At 36.5% G+C, this 14,516-nt stretch carries 14 protein-coding genes; 12 read left to right on the top strand and 2 right to left on the bottom strand.

What is annotated here, in order from left to right; translation table 11 throughout:
* The first annotated feature begins 8 nt into the window (after positions 1-8).
* The 12 genes from era (at position 9) to glyS (ending at position 12,733) form a co-directional block, all read left to right on the top strand.
* Positions 9-908, top strand: coding sequence for a GTPase Era (era, locus tag ACTQZM_RS05405; protein ID WP_248624785.1), 900 nt, complete (start codon positions 9-11; stop codon positions 906-908).
* A 12-nt stretch (positions 909-920) separates the two neighbouring features.
* Positions 921-1,718, top strand: coding sequence for a DNA repair protein RecO (recO, locus tag ACTQZM_RS05410; protein WP_441653121.1), 798 nt, complete (start codon positions 921-923; stop codon positions 1,716-1,718).
* A gap of 125 nt (positions 1,719-1,843) precedes the next feature.
* On the top strand, positions 1,844-3,382 hold the full coding sequence (hisG, locus tag ACTQZM_RS05415) for an ATP phosphoribosyltransferase (RefSeq protein ID WP_441653122.1): 1,539 nt from the start codon (positions 1,844-1,846) through the stop codon (positions 3,380-3,382).
* Positions 3,382-4,650: a histidinol dehydrogenase gene (hisD, locus tag ACTQZM_RS05420; RefSeq protein ID WP_441653140.1), complete on the top strand. Its 1,269-nt coding sequence runs from the start codon at positions 3,382-3,384 to the stop codon at positions 4,648-4,650. Before hisG ends, hisD begins: the two co-directional genes overlap by 1 nt.
* Before the next feature lies 1 nt (position 4,651).
* Positions 4,652-5,707, top strand: coding sequence for a histidinol-phosphate transaminase (gene hisC / locus ACTQZM_RS05425; protein WP_441653123.1), 1,056 nt, complete (start codon positions 4,652-4,654; stop codon positions 5,705-5,707).
* Positions 5,708-6,301, top strand: a complete 594-nt coding sequence (hisB, locus tag ACTQZM_RS05430; protein ID WP_441653124.1) for an imidazoleglycerol-phosphate dehydratase HisB — start codon at positions 5,708-5,710, stop codon at positions 6,299-6,301.
* A 15-nt stretch (positions 6,302-6,316) separates the two neighbouring features.
* Complete coding sequence (gene hisH, locus ACTQZM_RS05435) at positions 6,317-6,940, top strand: imidazole glycerol phosphate synthase subunit HisH (RefSeq protein WP_441653125.1); 624 nt, start codon at positions 6,317-6,319, stop codon at positions 6,938-6,940.
* Positions 6,937-7,653, top strand: coding sequence for a 1-(5-phosphoribosyl)-5-[(5-phosphoribosylamino)methylideneamino]imidazole-4-carboxamide isomerase (gene hisA / locus ACTQZM_RS05440; protein WP_441653126.1), 717 nt, complete (start codon positions 6,937-6,939; stop codon positions 7,651-7,653). The genes hisH and hisA overlap by 4 nt, the downstream gene beginning before the upstream one ends.
* On the top strand, positions 7,650-8,408 hold the full coding sequence (gene hisF / locus ACTQZM_RS05445; RefSeq protein ID WP_441653127.1) for an imidazole glycerol phosphate synthase subunit HisF: 759 nt from the start codon (positions 7,650-7,652) through the stop codon (positions 8,406-8,408). The genes hisA and hisF overlap by 4 nt, the downstream gene beginning before the upstream one ends.
* Positions 8,409-8,420: 12 nt before the next feature.
* Positions 8,421-9,059: a bifunctional phosphoribosyl-AMP cyclohydrolase/phosphoribosyl-ATP diphosphatase HisIE gene (hisIE, locus tag ACTQZM_RS05450; protein WP_441590067.1), complete on the top strand. Its 639-nt coding sequence runs from the start codon at positions 8,421-8,423 to the stop codon at positions 9,057-9,059.
* A gap of 694 nt (positions 9,060-9,753) precedes the next feature.
* The gene (gene glyQ / locus ACTQZM_RS05455; RefSeq protein ID WP_016251894.1) at positions 9,754-10,662 is read left to right on the top strand and encodes a glycine--tRNA ligase subunit alpha; all 909 of its coding nucleotides are present in this window, start codon (positions 9,754-9,756) and stop codon (positions 10,660-10,662) included.
* 4 nt (positions 10,663-10,666) lie between these two features.
* Complete coding sequence (gene glyS, locus ACTQZM_RS05460; RefSeq protein ID WP_441653128.1) at positions 10,667-12,733, top strand: glycine--tRNA ligase subunit beta; 2,067 nt, start codon at positions 10,667-10,669, stop codon at positions 12,731-12,733.
* 45 nt (positions 12,734-12,778) lie between these two features.
* Here the strand turns inward: glyS and ACTQZM_RS05465 are convergent, their stop codons facing one another.
* Together ACTQZM_RS05465 and ACTQZM_RS05470 are read right to left on the bottom strand one after the other, a co-directional pair.
* Positions 12,779-13,459: a metal-dependent hydrolase gene (locus ACTQZM_RS05465; RefSeq protein ID WP_441653129.1), complete on the bottom strand. Its 681-nt coding sequence runs from the start codon at positions 13,457-13,459 to the stop codon at positions 12,779-12,781.
* Positions 13,460-13,524: 65 nt separating this feature from the next.
* Positions 13,525-14,472 carry an AEC family transporter gene (locus ACTQZM_RS05470; RefSeq protein ID WP_441653130.1) on the bottom strand — a complete coding sequence of 316 codons (948 nt, stop codon included), beginning with the start codon at positions 14,470-14,472 and terminating at the stop codon, positions 13,525-13,527.
* Positions 14,473-14,516: the final 44 nt, after the last annotated feature.

Genomic DNA, 14,516 nt, shown 5'->3' on the forward strand with positions numbered 1-14,516 from the left:
AAGTTAGTATGACAATCGAAAAATCTGGCTTTGTGGCGATTGTTGGTCGACCAAATGTAGGAAAGTCTACCTTATTGAATCGCATTGTTGGTCAAAAAATTGCTATTATGAGTGATAAAGCCCAAACAACAAGAAATAAAATTCAAGGAGTGTACACAACCGATACGACACAAATTGTATTTATTGACACACCGGGAATTCATAAACCGAAACATCGTCTTGGTGATTATATGGTGGAAGCTGCTTATAGTGCCTTACATGAGGTCGAAGTGGTGCTATTCATGGTTGCTGCTGACCAAAAACGGGGCAAAGGCGATGATATGATTATTGAACGTTTGAAGAAATTAAGTGTTCCAGTTTATTTGGTCATTAATAAAATTGATAAAATTCATCCTAATGATTTATTAGAACAAATTGATGATTTTAAGGCGCAAATGGATTTTGCACAAATTATTCCAATTTCAGCAACACAAGGAAATAATTTTGAAACTTTAATGTCAGAATTAGAAAAAAGCATGCCAGCAGGGCCACAATATTTCCCAGAAGATCAAATTACCGATCATCCAGAATACTTTGTTGTATCTGAATTAATTCGTGAAAAAATATTACAACTTACTCGTGATGAAGTTCCGCATTCAGTAGCAGTGGTTATTGACTCTATGAAGCGTAAACCTGATGAAAAAGTACAAATTCAAGCAACGATTATTATTGAGCGCGACAGTCAAAAAGGCATTATTATCGGTAAAGGTGGCTCCATGTTGAAGAAAATTGGCACACAAGCTAGAAAAGATATTGAAAAACTGCTTGGAGATAAAGTCTACCTTGAATTATGGGTTAAAGTGCAGAAAGATTGGCGTGACAAGCAAGTTTATTTAACTGATTTTGGCTATCGAAAAGAAGATTATTAAGAGGGTGAAATAATGGCCTTAGCAGAGTCAAAAGGGCTGATTCTCTTTACAAAAAATCATCGTGAAAATGATATGTTGGTTAAAATTTTCACTGAATCGGCAGGCAAGCAGATGTTTTATGCTAAAGGAATCCAACGTAAAAACCAACCTTTAAAAGCAGCTGTTCAACCTTTTACTCAGGCAGTTTATATTGGAACCTTTAATAGTGAAAATCTTTCATTTTTGAACAGTGCTAAAGATATTCAACCATTTTTAAATATTCAACAAGATATCTTTTTGGCTGGTTATGCGACTTATTTATTAAATTTAGCCGATGCAGCTATAGAAGATCGTGTGTACGACCCGAATCTTTATCATTTTTTAGCCCAGTCGCTATTGTTTATTGATCAAGGCTATGATGCCGAAATTATTACAAATATTTTTGAAATCCAAATTTTACAACGTTTTGGGGTGCTGTTTGATTGGCAACATTGTGCGATTTGTGGAGAAAGTCATGGAAAGTATGTTTATTCAAGCAAATACCATGGACTATTATGTGAGAAACATCAATATCTAGATCCACGGCATTATCCAGCTGATTACAAGATGATACAACTTGTAAGAATTTTTTCGCAAATCCGTTATGAGCAAATTAATCAACTTGATTTAAAGCCTGAAACAAAACAGCGTTTGCGACAATTTATTGATTTTTTATACGATGAATATGTTGGGATTCATTTAAAAAGTAAAAAATTTATTGATCAGATGAAAAATTGGCAAGATATTTTAATCAAACCAGAAACGAACTCAGCAACAGAGTCAAATGAATAATGACTTTGTTGCTGAGTTTTTTTAGATTTTCAATATAAATGAAAATTATTGACTATTTATTCATTTAAGTTTAATATTATTTTAATAATCATATTCAAATTTTAATGAAAGATAGGAGTGAAAAGATGGAAGATTACTTTGGTTTTTTATCAATGGAAGAACAAAAATCGATTCAATTAAAGGCGCTTTTTAGTCGACATCATTTCCAGAATTATCGTTTGAGTGCCTTTGAAAGTTATGATTTATATGCTAAAAGTCGTGAGTTTGCAACCCCTCAATCGGTGATTACCTTTGTAGGGGCTAAAGGACAAGTAATGGCATTAAAACCAGATATCACTCTTTCTATCATTAAGAATACTGGAAATACCGAAGAGAAAAAAGTGTTTTACGATGAAGATGTTTATCGCCATGATTTTCATAATGAAGAATATTTGCGTATTCATCAATTAGGTATCGAACATATAGGTCGTTTAACGCACAATGATGAACGAGAAATTCTCAAATTAGCTTTGGAAAGTTTAAATATTTTAGGGACCAACCGGCTACATTTATCTCATCAAGCATTGGTCGATGAGTTACTTTCATGGTTTGCTGAAGAAAAGAGAACTGCAGTCATTCAAGCAATCAACCAAAAATCAGTACATGAACTTGAAAGCTATCGATGTGTAGAAAAATTATCGGAGCAACGTTGGCAATTATTAAAAGACTTACTATTCGCAACAACTGCTGACTTTGACAAAATGTATCAACTTTTTCAAACCTCTGCTAGTCAAAAAGCATTGGTGAAATTACAGGAATACTTATCTAATTTTGATTCAAATAATTGTTATGTTGATTTATCTATCGCAAGTTTAGAAACCTATTATAGTGGATTGATGTTTACGGGATATTTAAAAGATGTTGCCAAACCAGTTCTTTTAGGAGGACGATATGACCAATTATTAAAAAGCCAAGATATGAATCAATCGGGCATGGGATTTGCTATTTATTTAGATGAAGCCTTTTTATCTGAACGCCAGACAGCAAGTTTACCAATTGAAAATGAATATCTTAAAATAGCACTGCCCAAAGGACGAATGGCTCAAAAAGTGATTGAAATATTTGAAAAATCAGATTTATGTGCAAAAGATACATTGAAAGATAATCGTCAATTAATTTTTACGGATGAAGAACACAAATTACAATTTTATTTAGTGAAACCTAGTGATGTGGCCATTTATGTGGAGCATGGTGTGGCTGATATCGGGGTTGTAGGCAAAGATGTATTGCTGGAAAGTCAACCGGATGTACTAGAGCTACTAGATTTAAATTTTGGGAAATGTGTGTTAGCAATCGCTGGTTTTAAAGATTTTCAACAAGATTTTAATCGACCATTAAAAGTTGCTACTAAGTATGCGAATCAAACACGCGATTACTTTGCTTCAATTGGGCAGGCTGTAGAACTAATTGCCTTGCACGGGTCAATTGAAGTTGCACCATTACTTGGTTTAAGCGATGTCATCGTGGATATTGTTGAGACAGGGCGTACCTTAAAGGAAAATCATTTAGAAGTATTGAAGGTCATTGCTCACTCATCAGCTAGACTCGTTGCCAATCAAGCAGCTTATCGTTTCAAACAGGCACAAATGAATGAAATAATAAAAAAGGTGGCACAACAACTATGATGAAAGAATATGCAACAAATAAAAATGATTTATCACAAATTTTATCACGAAAATACGGCGAAAGTTTAGACGTCACGCAAAGTGTACTTGAGATTATTCAAAATGTGCAATCTAGAAAAGATGAGGCGCTTTTTGAATATACAGCTAAATTTGATCAAGCCCATTTAAAGCAATTAAAAGTAAGTCAAGAAGAGTTATCCACAGCTTATCAAGAGGTTTCTGATGAATTATTGTCTGTCATGAAGCTAGCGTGGCAACGTATTTTAGATTTCCATCAAAAGCAAAAACGTGAAGGCTTTGTTTCCACCAATAATGGAGAAGTCATGGGACAACGTATTTTACCCCTAGCTAAAGTCGGTGTTTATGTTCCAGGGGGGACTGCTAGTTATCCAAGTACCGTTTTAATGGATGTGGCACCGGCAAAAGTGGCTGGTGTAAAAGAAATTGTCTTAATTACGCCACCGAATAAAGAGGGCAAGGTGAATCCAGCAGTCTTAGTTGCGGCTGATATAGCAGGTGTCAATCAAATTTTTAAAGTGGGTGGTGCTCACGGGGTAGCGGCATTAGCTTACGGAACGCAGACTATTCCACGGGTAGACAAAATTGTTGGTCCTGGAAATATTTATGTGGCAACAGCTAAACGTTTAGTATACGGCCAAGTAGATATCGATATGATTGCCGGTCCTAGTGATGTCTTGATTATTGCTGATCAAAGCGCCAATCCTAAATGGCTAGCCGCTGATTTATTAGCCCAGGCTGAGCATGATGCTTTAGCGCAAGCCGTGTTGATAACGGATGATGAAAAATTACTTGAGCAGGTCAAACAAGAAGTGATCCAACAATTAGAAAAACTACCAAGAAAAGAAATTGCGCAAAAATCATTAGAAAATAATGGCAAATTAATCCTAGCTCAAGATTTACAAGAGGCTTGTCAAATTGCCAATAAAATCGCACCGGAACATCTAGAAATTGCAGTGGATCAACCGTTTGATTATCTAGGATTCATCCAAAATGCAGGAAGTATCTTTTTAGGACATTATACGCCAGAAGTTTTAGGAGATTATTTAGCTGGACCAAATCATACTTTGCCTACAGAAGGGACCGCTCGTTTTTACTCTGCATTAAGTGTCGATGATTTTGTTAAACGCAGTAGTTATCTGTATTTTTCTAAAGAGCATTTTGCTGAATTGAATCAACAAGTGCAAATTTTTGCCCAAGCAGAAGGATTACACGGCCATGCGAATTCGGCTAAAGTAAGGGAGGAATAAGATGCGTTTTTTACATTCAAAATATCAACATATTAAGCCTTATACGCCAGGAGAGCAATTAAACAATCCTGAGGTCATCAAGTTAAACACCAATGAAAATCCTTATCCTACACCAGCAAATGTAATTGAGGCGGCAACCACAGCGGCGGCGACTCTTTCTCGTTATAGTGATCCCACAGCTCGTGAAGTTATTGAACCCTTAGCTGCTCATTTTGGTGTGAAACCCGAAGAAGTTTTTGTCGGCAATGGAAGTGATGAAGTCCTTTCTTTATTGTTCCAGGGGTTTACTGAAGAAGGCATCAATTTTGTGGATTTAACTTATGGCTTTTATGAAGTTTATCGTCAATATTATCAATGTAAGGGTGAAACGATTCCTTTGCAAAAAGATTTTACTTTGAATTTAGCTGATTTTAATCAAACAAAAGGAACCATCATATTGGCAAATCCAAATGCACCAACTGGTTTAGTCACCCCTAAAGAAGACTTATTAGATTTTATTCAAAAGAATCCTGAGCGTTTAATTATTGTAGATGAGGCTTATGGAGACTTTGCCAATGAATCGATTATTAAAGAAGCGGTCAAGTATGAAAATGTCGTAGTTGTGGGCACATTTTCAAAATCACGACATATGGCTGGGGCACGTTTGGGGTTTGCGGTGGCCAATGCACAACGAATCAATGAACTCAATCGCTTAAAATTTAGTACTAATCCATACAATGTCAACAGCATGACGATTGCTTGTGGAAAGGCCAGTTTAGCCAATCAAGCGTATGTCGATGAATGTGTTCAAAAAGTGATTGCGACTAGAACTTGGATTTCTCAACAATTAACAGATTTAGGATTTGAAGTGTTGCCAAGTCATACGAATTTTATCTTTGTGCGTCATCCAAAGCTAGCAGGACAAGATTATTATCAACAATTAAAGGAAAAAAATATTTTGATTCGATGGTTTGATCAGGAACGTATTCGCGATTTTTGTCGGGTTTCGATTGGTACCGATGAAGAGATGACCAAGTTTTTACATGTAACTATCGATATTTTAGAAAGGGTGAACTAAATGAGAACAGCTGAGATTACACGTTATACGTCCGAAACAAAAATTCATTTGGTATTGAATCTAGATGGTACGGGTCAACATCAAATTGCGACCAAAGTAGGCTTTTTAGATCATATGTTAGAATTATTTACCCGTCATGGCAGATTTGATTTGGAATTAACTTGCGATGGGGATGTAGAGGTAGATAGTCATCACACAGTAGAAGATGTGGCGATTTGTTTAGGACGGGCTTTTTCAGAATGTTTGGCTGATCGTAAAGGAATATTTCGTTATGGCCAGATGGACTTACCAATGGATGAAGCTTTGGTCATTTGTGCTATTGATATTAGTGGCAGAGGAGTAGCTGTTGTCAATTTGGATATCCCCAGTGAAAAAATCGGTAGTCAATTTGATACGGAACTTGTGGAAGAATTTTTCATTGCGTTTGCTAGAGAGCTCGGCGCAAGTATTCATTTTCATCAATTGGCAGGCAAAAATAGTCACCATATTGTTGAAGCTTGTTACAAAGGATTTGGACGTGCGTTATCACAAGCAGTAGCAATCAATCCTGAAACAGCAGATGAAATTCCATCCACTAAAGGAACGATTTTATAAAAAGGGGGCTACAATTTGATTGGCATTATTGATTATGGTGTGGGCAATCTTTTTAGTATTCAACGTTCGCTAGATTACATAGGGGTTAAAAGTCTGATTACGAAAGATGCGAATCAGTTAAGTGCTTGTCAGCAAATAATATTACCTGGTGTCGGTGCTTTTGCTGATGCGAAGAAGCAATTAGATGAAGTAGCCTTATCCAGTGTTGTTTGTGAATTAGCGCAACAAGGGATGCCTCTTTTAGGAATTTGTTTAGGGATGCAGCTATTATTTGAAGAAAGTCATGAATTCGGGGTATATCCAGGTTTAGGGCTTATTCCAGGTAAAGTCGTCTCCTTAAAAGATGCTCTAAATGAACAAAATATTGATTTGAAAGTGCCGCATATTGGTTGGAATGCACTTGATATTCAAAAAAACAGTCCATTAACGGTCGATTTGAAACCGAAAGATCAAGTGTATTATGTGCATAGTTTTTATGCAGATTGTCCTAAAGAATATATTTTGGCAACGAGTGAATATGGGATTGAAGTGACGGGTATGGTACAAAATAAAAATATTTACGGTGCCCAATTCCATCCAGAAAAAAGTGGAGATGTCGGTTTGGCGATTTTAAAAGCATTTGCGGAGGTGAAGGCATGAAAGTATATCCAGCAATTGATGTATTGAATGAAAAAGTGGTGCGTTTATATCAAGGAGATTATGAGCAACAAACGATTTTTGGTGAGGACCCATTGAAGTTTGCGCAAGATTTTGAAAAGCAAGGAGCCAAATACTTACACTTAGTTGATTTAGATGGGGCAAAGGATGGGCAATCCAGACATTTTAATGTTGCTCAAAAAATAGCAGCTAATACGAATCTTTTTGTAGAACTAGGTGGTGGGATTCGCGATGAAAAGACAATAGAAGATTGCCTTGCTGCAGGTGTCAAACGGGTCATTTTAGGCACAATCGCCCAAAAAGATCCAGCCTTCACCAAAAAAATGTTAGCAAAGTATCAAGAGAAAATTGCCATTGGTGTCGATGCAAAAGAGGGCAAAGTGGCTGTTGAAGGCTGGCTTGAAACGACTGAAACGGATGCCTTTGAATTTTGTCAGCAGTTAGCAGATTGGCAGGCAAAAACCATTATTTTTACCGAAATATCACGCGATGGAACTGGTCAAGGATTAAATATTCCTCTGTATCAAAAATTATTAACAATTCCTGGTATAGAGTTTGTAGCATCAGGCGGAGTAGCTAGTATGGAAGATATCAAAGCTTTAAAAGAAATTGGCATGCATGGGGTGATTGTCGGTAAAGCACTCTATGATCAATCGTTGAAATTAAGCGATATTTTAAAGGAGGCTGAGGCATGATTTCAAAACGTATCATTCCATGTTTGGATGTCAAACATGGTCGTGTCGTGAAAGGTATTCAGTTTGCTTCTTTAAAGGATGTGAATGATCCCGTGACACTTGCCAAATTTTACAATGAGCAAGGTGCCGATGAACTAGTCTTTTATGATATCACTGCCTCTAGTGAAGAAAGAGAATTATTTACGGATATCCTGGAAAAAGTCGCTGAAAATGTTTTTATTCCATTAACGGTCGGTGGTGGGATAAATAGCTTAGATGATTTTGAGCGGGTGTTACGTTGTGGTGCTGATAAAGTAAGTGTGAATTCAGGAGCTTTAAAAAATCCTCAGCTTATTCGTAAGGCTGCTAAAAAATATGGCAGTCAATGTGTGGTACTGTCTGTTGATATCAAAAAAGTAGCTAATCAGTGGCATGTATTTGCAAAAGGTGGTAGAGAAGATACTGGCTTAGACGCTTTAGCTTGGATTGAGCAAGGTGTGCAATTAGGTTGCGGAGAGATTGTCGTCAATAGTATGGATACAGATGGTGTCAAGCAAGGTTTTGATATACCACTGCTAAAAGCGATTAGCGACTTAGTGGATGTACCGATTGTGGCTTCAGGTGGGGCTGGAAAAGTAGCAGATTTTGTTGAACTTTTCCAATTGCCTAAGATTGAAGCTGGATTAGCCGCTTCGATTTTCCATTATGGTGAAGTTAAAATTCCTGATCTTAAGCAGGCCTTACAACAAGCACAAATTCCAGTGAGAGAGGTGTAACCATTGTTAGAAATTGCAGATTTAAAATTTGATGAAAAAGGATTAATCCCAGTTGTAGTTCAAGACGTAGATAGTAAAAAAGTCTTAACCGTTGCTTATATGAATCAAGAAAGCCTTGCACTTACATTAAAAACAGGTTTGATGACGTATTATTCCCGTAGTCGTCAAGAACTTTGGAAAAAAGGCGAAACTAGTGGGAATTATCAACACCTTGTAAATTTAAAGGCCGATTGTGATCGCGATAGTCTCGTTGCAATAGTCAGTAAAGAAGGTCCTGCTTGTCATTTAAATACCGACAGTTGTTTTAACGATTATCTCTATTGTAAAGATGAAGCAGTGGAATTTAGTTTGGATGAACTAGCCAAATTAATTGCCACACGCCAAACAGAACCGAAAGAAGGGAGCTATACTTCCTATTTATTCGAAAAAGGCTTAGAAAAAATCTTGAAAAAAGTGGGTGAGGAGAGTACAGAAGTCATCATTGGGGCGATGAAAGAAGACAAAGCGGAAACTACTTTTGAATTAGCCGATTTAACTTATCATTTATTAGTTTTAATGATTAATCAAAAAATTTCCCTCCAAGATGTCCAAAAAGAATTAGCCAAACGTCATATTGTCGATCATAAGGTGAAGCAAGAAACCATGCAGTAAATTTTCGAAAACTATTGACAAACTAAAAGAAAAACGAGTAAACTGTAGATAAATTTAATACATGCGATGAACAATTAAAGAATAAAAATCCCTATGATAGCGAGTCTGGGAAGGTGCAAGCCAGATATATATTTTTATTTGCGGCGATTGGGAGCATAAATTTATTCAAATGAAGCTGCCGAATCTATTCGGAAGTAGGGTGGAACCGCGAAATAAGATTTTTCGTCCCTATAGTTACCAAAAACAAAGGTGACTATGGGGACTTTTTGCATCAAGGATGTGAGGCGACTCGATCAGCTACGAGCGGATAAGTTTGTCCAACACGTCGGGAAAGTCCGAGAAGTAAAGACTTTCCCAGACGGGGTGGCTTATACGCCGAAGTAGCTAGTCGCCGAACACAGATTGCATCAAGGATGTGAGCCGGGTCGTTTAGCTCCAAGCAAAAGGTTATCAATCAACTTGGTCAAATACGAGAAAATTCATGTGTTACCTACTGCTAAGAAAATCGGATGAAAGGAGATTTTCTTAAGCAGGAGGGTGAATTTTCCGAGTATTTAGTTGATTGATACCGAGAAAGCTAAGGTTTTCCGGAATGTCAGGAAAATCCTGTGTTTGGCGATTTCACTTGATGGTCTAACATCCGAATTTATCAAAAACCCATAGTCTACTAAATGTAAAGTAAAGGAGCATTTGCATGTCAAAATTAACTGTACAAGAAATGATTTTAACCTTGCAAAAATTCTGGTCAGACAATGGCTGTATGTTAATGCAAGCCTATGACACAGAAAAAGGAGCCGGAACCATGAGCCCTTATACATTTTTAAGAGCAATCGGGCCAGAACCCTGGAATGCGGCATATGTTGAACCATCTCGTCGCCCTGCTGATGGTCGTTATGGAGAAAACCCTAACCGTTTATACCAACACCATCAATTCCAAGTTGTTATGAAACCATCTCCTGAAAATATTCAAGAACTATATCTTGAAAGTTTGAAACTATTAGGAATTGATCCATTAGCGCATGATATCCGTTTTGTGGAAGATAACTGGGAAAACCCTTCAATGGGCTGTGCAGGTCTTGGTTGGGAAGTTTGGTTAGACGGTATGGAAATTACGCAATTTACATATTTCCAACAAGTAGGGGGCCTAGCTTGTCATCCGGTAACTGCTGAAATTACTTATGGTTTGGAACGTCTTGCTTCATACATTCAAGAAGTTGAGAGTGTTTATGATTTAGAGTGGACCAATGGTGTAAAATATGGTGAAATTTTCCGTCATCCTGAATATGAACATTCTAAATACTCTTTTGAACTAAGTGACCAAGAATTATTACTTTCTAACTTTAATCATTTTGAAGCTGAAGCCAAACGCTGTATTGAAGAAAACTTAGTACATCCAGCTTATGATTATATTTTAAAATGTTCACATAATTTCAACTTACTAGATGCCCGTGGTGCGGTATCAGTAACTGAACGTGCAGGCTATTTAGCACGTATTCGTAATATGGCTAGAGAAGTAGCGAAACGTTTTGTGGAAGAACGTAAAAAATTAGGTTTCCCATTATTATCACGTGAAGAAGCCCAAAAATATTTAGATGAGGAGTAAGAGAATGGCTAAGAATTTTTTATTAGAAATTGGTTTAGAAGAAATGCCGGCACATGTAGTTTTGCCAAGTATGAATCAATTAAAAGAAAAGTGTGAAAAGTTTTTAAATGAACAACATCTAGAATTTCAAACAATTAAAGCCTATTCTACCCCTCGACGTTTGGCTTTAGTTGTAGAAGGACTAGCAGAAAAACAAGCAGATATTCATGAAGAAGTAAAAGGACCTGCGAAGAAAATAGCTTTAGATAATGAAGGAAACTGGAGCAAAGCAGCACAAGGTTTTGTTCGTGGACAAGGCTTAACAACGGACGATATTACCTTTAAAGAATTAAAAGGTGTAGAATATGTTTATGTCGAAAAACATATTGCAGGTAAACCAACCACAGAAGTCTTAAAAGAATTACCACAAGTGATTCAAAGTTTGACTTTCCCAGTGACGATGCATTGGAATAAATATGATTTTGAATATATTCGCCCAATTCATTGGTTAGTCGCTTTGTTTGGTGAAGAAGTGGTTGATTTCAGTATTTTAGATGTTCAAACGGGTCGTAAAAGTCGTGGTCATCGTTTCTTAGGTCATGAAACAACCTTTAATCATGCGGATGAATATCTAGAAAAATTGGCTGCTGAATTTGTGATTGCGGATCAAGTGCAACGTCAAGCAATGATTGAAGAACAAATCGCACAAATCGCTCAAGAAAATAATTATCAAGTGAATCTTGATCCTGAATTATTAGAAGAAGTAGTCAACCTTGTCGAATACCCAACAGCTTTTGTGGGTGATTTTGATGAAAAATATTTAGCTGTACCAAAAGAAGTCTTAATTACTTCAATGAAAGAACATCAACGCTACTTTGATGTAATGAATCAAGCTGGCGAATTATTACCTCACTTTATCTCCGTTCGTAACGGAAATAGTGAACATCTAGAAAATGTGATCAAAGGAAATCAAAAAGTATTAACTGCCCGTTTAGAAGACGCGGAATTCTTCTATGCTGAAGACCAAAAATTAACCATTGATTTCTGTGTCAATAAACTAAAAAATGTAGCGTTCCATGAAAAGATTGGTAGCATCTATGAAAAAATGCAACGTGTAACTAAAATTAGTGAACTTTTAGCGAAAACATATGGTTTAGATGCTCAACAAACAGCTGATTTAGCCCGCGCGAGTCAAATTTATAAGTTTGATTTAGTGACCAATATGGTTGGCGAATTCCCTGAACTACAAGGAATCATGGGTGAAAAATATGCTTTATTACAAGGTGAAAATAAAGCTGTCAGCCAAGCGATTCGTGAACACTACTTACCAATTTCAAGTACTGGTGAAATTCCTGAAACTCAAGTGGGGGCTTTATTAGCCATTGCCGATAAGTTGGATTCTATCGTGACTTTCTTTGCGGCTGGTATGGTGCCAAGTGGTTCCAATGATCCATATGCATTGCGTCGCCAAGCTTACGGTATTGTACGTATTGTATTAGAAAATCAAATGAGCTTCCCATTAGCAAGTCTTTTATCAGAGGTGAAAGCTTTATTAAATCCAATGGTTGAAACATATGGATTTGATTTAAATAATATCGATGTTGAAGTATTAGATTTCTTTGCGGCACGTATGAAACAATACTTATCATTAGCAGAAATTCGCTATGATATTATTGATGCAGCCTTACAAGCAACCCAAGAAGATTTAGCTGCTCAATATTTAACTGCGCAGTTGATTCAAGAACATAGTCAAACAGAAAGCTTTAAACCAGCGATGGAAGCTTTGACTCGTGTAGTGAACTTAGCGAAAAAAGCAGATACCATTGTGGAAGTGGATGAAGCATTGTTTGAAAGTGATGTTGAACGTGAATTTGCAAATCAAGTGCAAACAACCTTGGCAAGTCTTTCAGATGATTTGAAAGAAAATTATCAAGCTTTAGTAGCACTCGAACCAGTGATTGTGAAGTACTTTGAAGATACCATGATTATGGCTGAAGATGAAGCACTTCGCAATAATCGTTTGAGTTTATTAAAACAATTAGCACAATCCATTGAGAAATTAGCAAAATTAGATGTCTTAGTGACAAAATAAAGATAATAGGCTAGCTTGCAATCTCGCAAACTAGCCTATTTTTTCTTATATTTCATACATTTCGCCAAATGGTAAAACAATTCCTTTAGCATTCGTTAATAAATCAATAAATTTTTGTGGATCTTGTTTAATCACTGGAAAAGTATTGTAGTGGATCGGTAAGACCGTTTTGGCTTGAATACGTTTGGCGCATCTTGCGGCTTGTTTTGGTCCCATGGTGTAATTATCGCCTATAGGTAAGCAAGCAAAATCAATCTCATAATCTTCCCCTAATAAATCCATTTCCATAAATTCGGCGGTATCACCTGCATGATAGAAAGTTTTCCCATCTGCTTCGATGATGATGCCAGCCGGGTTACCAAGATAATGGACTTGTCCTTCGTATCCTAAACTAGAAGTATGTAGCGCATGCGTCATTGTGACACGACCAAACGGAAAATCAAAACCACCGCCAATATTCATGCCGTGTACTTTCTGCCCTAAATTAGCAAAGAAGTTGGCGATTTCCGCGACTGCAATAATTGTCGGTTGTTGATGCTTGATTAAATCAAAGACACCGGCGACATGATCTGCGTGACCATGCGTTAAAATAATATAATCAACTTTTAAATGATTGGCTTGCCACATTTCTGGTAGATTGGCATCAATATAAGGATCAATGATGATTTTAGTGCCATCTACTAATTCTAAATAAATCGTGGAATGTCCTAAATGTGCAATTTTCATTTTCTTCACCTCAAAGTGTTTTTCTTTTATTATATTCCCAAATTACTTTATTTCGCAAATTTGACTTAAATATACTGCATGATAAACAAGAGAACAGGAATGAAAAATAAATAGACAAAAACGGATAAACTCATCGTGGTTGCCGCAAAAATTTCATCTGCATGATAACTTCTAGCTAAAATAGGGACTGAGTTTTGAACGGGCATACTTGATTGCACCATAAAGACTAGCATCATTAAATGTGGGACAGGTATGAATTGAGCCAACACATAAACAATGATTGGTGAAAGAATAAATCGTCCAAACAAGACCAATAAGGCTTCTTTAGTCAGCCTTAAGTTAGCAATTCCTTGATAATACAACATGATACCAATTGCTAACATCGAAAGCGGGGTAGTTAAATTTCCTAAATGATTGCCCAATGTTTGAAGGCTATTAGGAACTGACCAATTGAGAAATACCCAAAAAATCCCAATCATAAAACCAAGTAAAGCAGGAGTAAATAGTTTTTTTAGGAAAATGAGCGGATGAAAGGACAGGGTGGCTTGATCGCGAATCGCACTATCCTTGGCAATTTCGAAAACGCCAATTGTCCAGAAAAAACTCGTATTGACAATGTAGTAGAGCAAGACATAGGGAACAGCTTTTTCACCAAAGATAGCCAAATTAATCGGCAAGCCAATAAAAATCGTATTCGAGCAAGTAAACATGGTTGAAAAAGTACCGTGATGTTTTTTAGGTAACTTGAATAAGTGAATGATTGCTTTACTAATAAAAAAAGTGAAAAACATCGAAACAATTGGAATAAGTGTACCTGAAATTAAGGTTAGAAATTCTTCTTTGGTAAAGTTTGCGGTAATATTTAAAAACATACTGCAAGGAAGTCCTAAGTTTAAAACCATTTTCGAAAAGGTATCTGCTGTCTCGTTGCTAAACCATTGACGATAAGAGAAAAAATAACCTAAAAACATTAAGACAAAAATCACTAGGATATTAAGATAAGATTGTAACATCGAAAGCCTCCTTTGCTATGATTTTAGCACGGATGGGTGGAAAG

Source organism: Enterococcus cecorum (assembly GCF_052119425.1).
Classification (GTDB): domain Bacteria; phylum Bacillota; class Bacilli; order Lactobacillales; family Enterococcaceae; genus Enterococcus_E; species Enterococcus_E cecorum_C.

Coding starts and splice junctions, on each gene's coding strand:
- hisD (WP_441653140.1), top strand. CDS start 3,382: ATGAAAGAATATGCAACAAATAAAAATGATTTATCACAAATTTTATCA.
- glyQ (WP_016251894.1), top strand. CDS start 9,754: ATGTCAAAATTAACTGTACAAGAAATGATTTTAACCTTGCAAAAATTC.
- hisF (WP_441653127.1), top strand. CDS start 7,650: ATGATTTCAAAACGTATCATTCCATGTTTGGATGTCAAACATGGTCGT.
- ACTQZM_RS05470 (WP_441653130.1), bottom strand. CDS start 14,472: ATGTTACAATCTTATCTTAATATCCTAGTGATTTTTGTCTTAATGTTT.
- glyS (WP_441653128.1), top strand. CDS start 10,667: ATGGCTAAGAATTTTTTATTAGAAATTGGTTTAGAAGAAATGCCGGCA.
- hisC (WP_441653123.1), top strand. CDS start 4,652: ATGCGTTTTTTACATTCAAAATATCAACATATTAAGCCTTATACGCCA.
- ACTQZM_RS05465 (WP_441653129.1), bottom strand. CDS start 13,459: ATGAAAATTGCACATTTAGGACATTCCACGATTTATTTAGAATTAGTA.
- hisB (WP_441653124.1), top strand. CDS start 5,708: ATGAGAACAGCTGAGATTACACGTTATACGTCCGAAACAAAAATTCAT.
- hisG (WP_441653122.1), top strand. CDS start 1,844: ATGGAAGATTACTTTGGTTTTTTATCAATGGAAGAACAAAAATCGATT.
- hisA (WP_441653126.1), top strand. CDS start 6,937: ATGAAAGTATATCCAGCAATTGATGTATTGAATGAAAAAGTGGTGCGT.
- recO (WP_441653121.1), top strand. CDS start 921: ATGGCCTTAGCAGAGTCAAAAGGGCTGATTCTCTTTACAAAAAATCAT.
- era (WP_248624785.1), top strand. CDS start 9: ATGACAATCGAAAAATCTGGCTTTGTGGCGATTGTTGGTCGACCAAAT.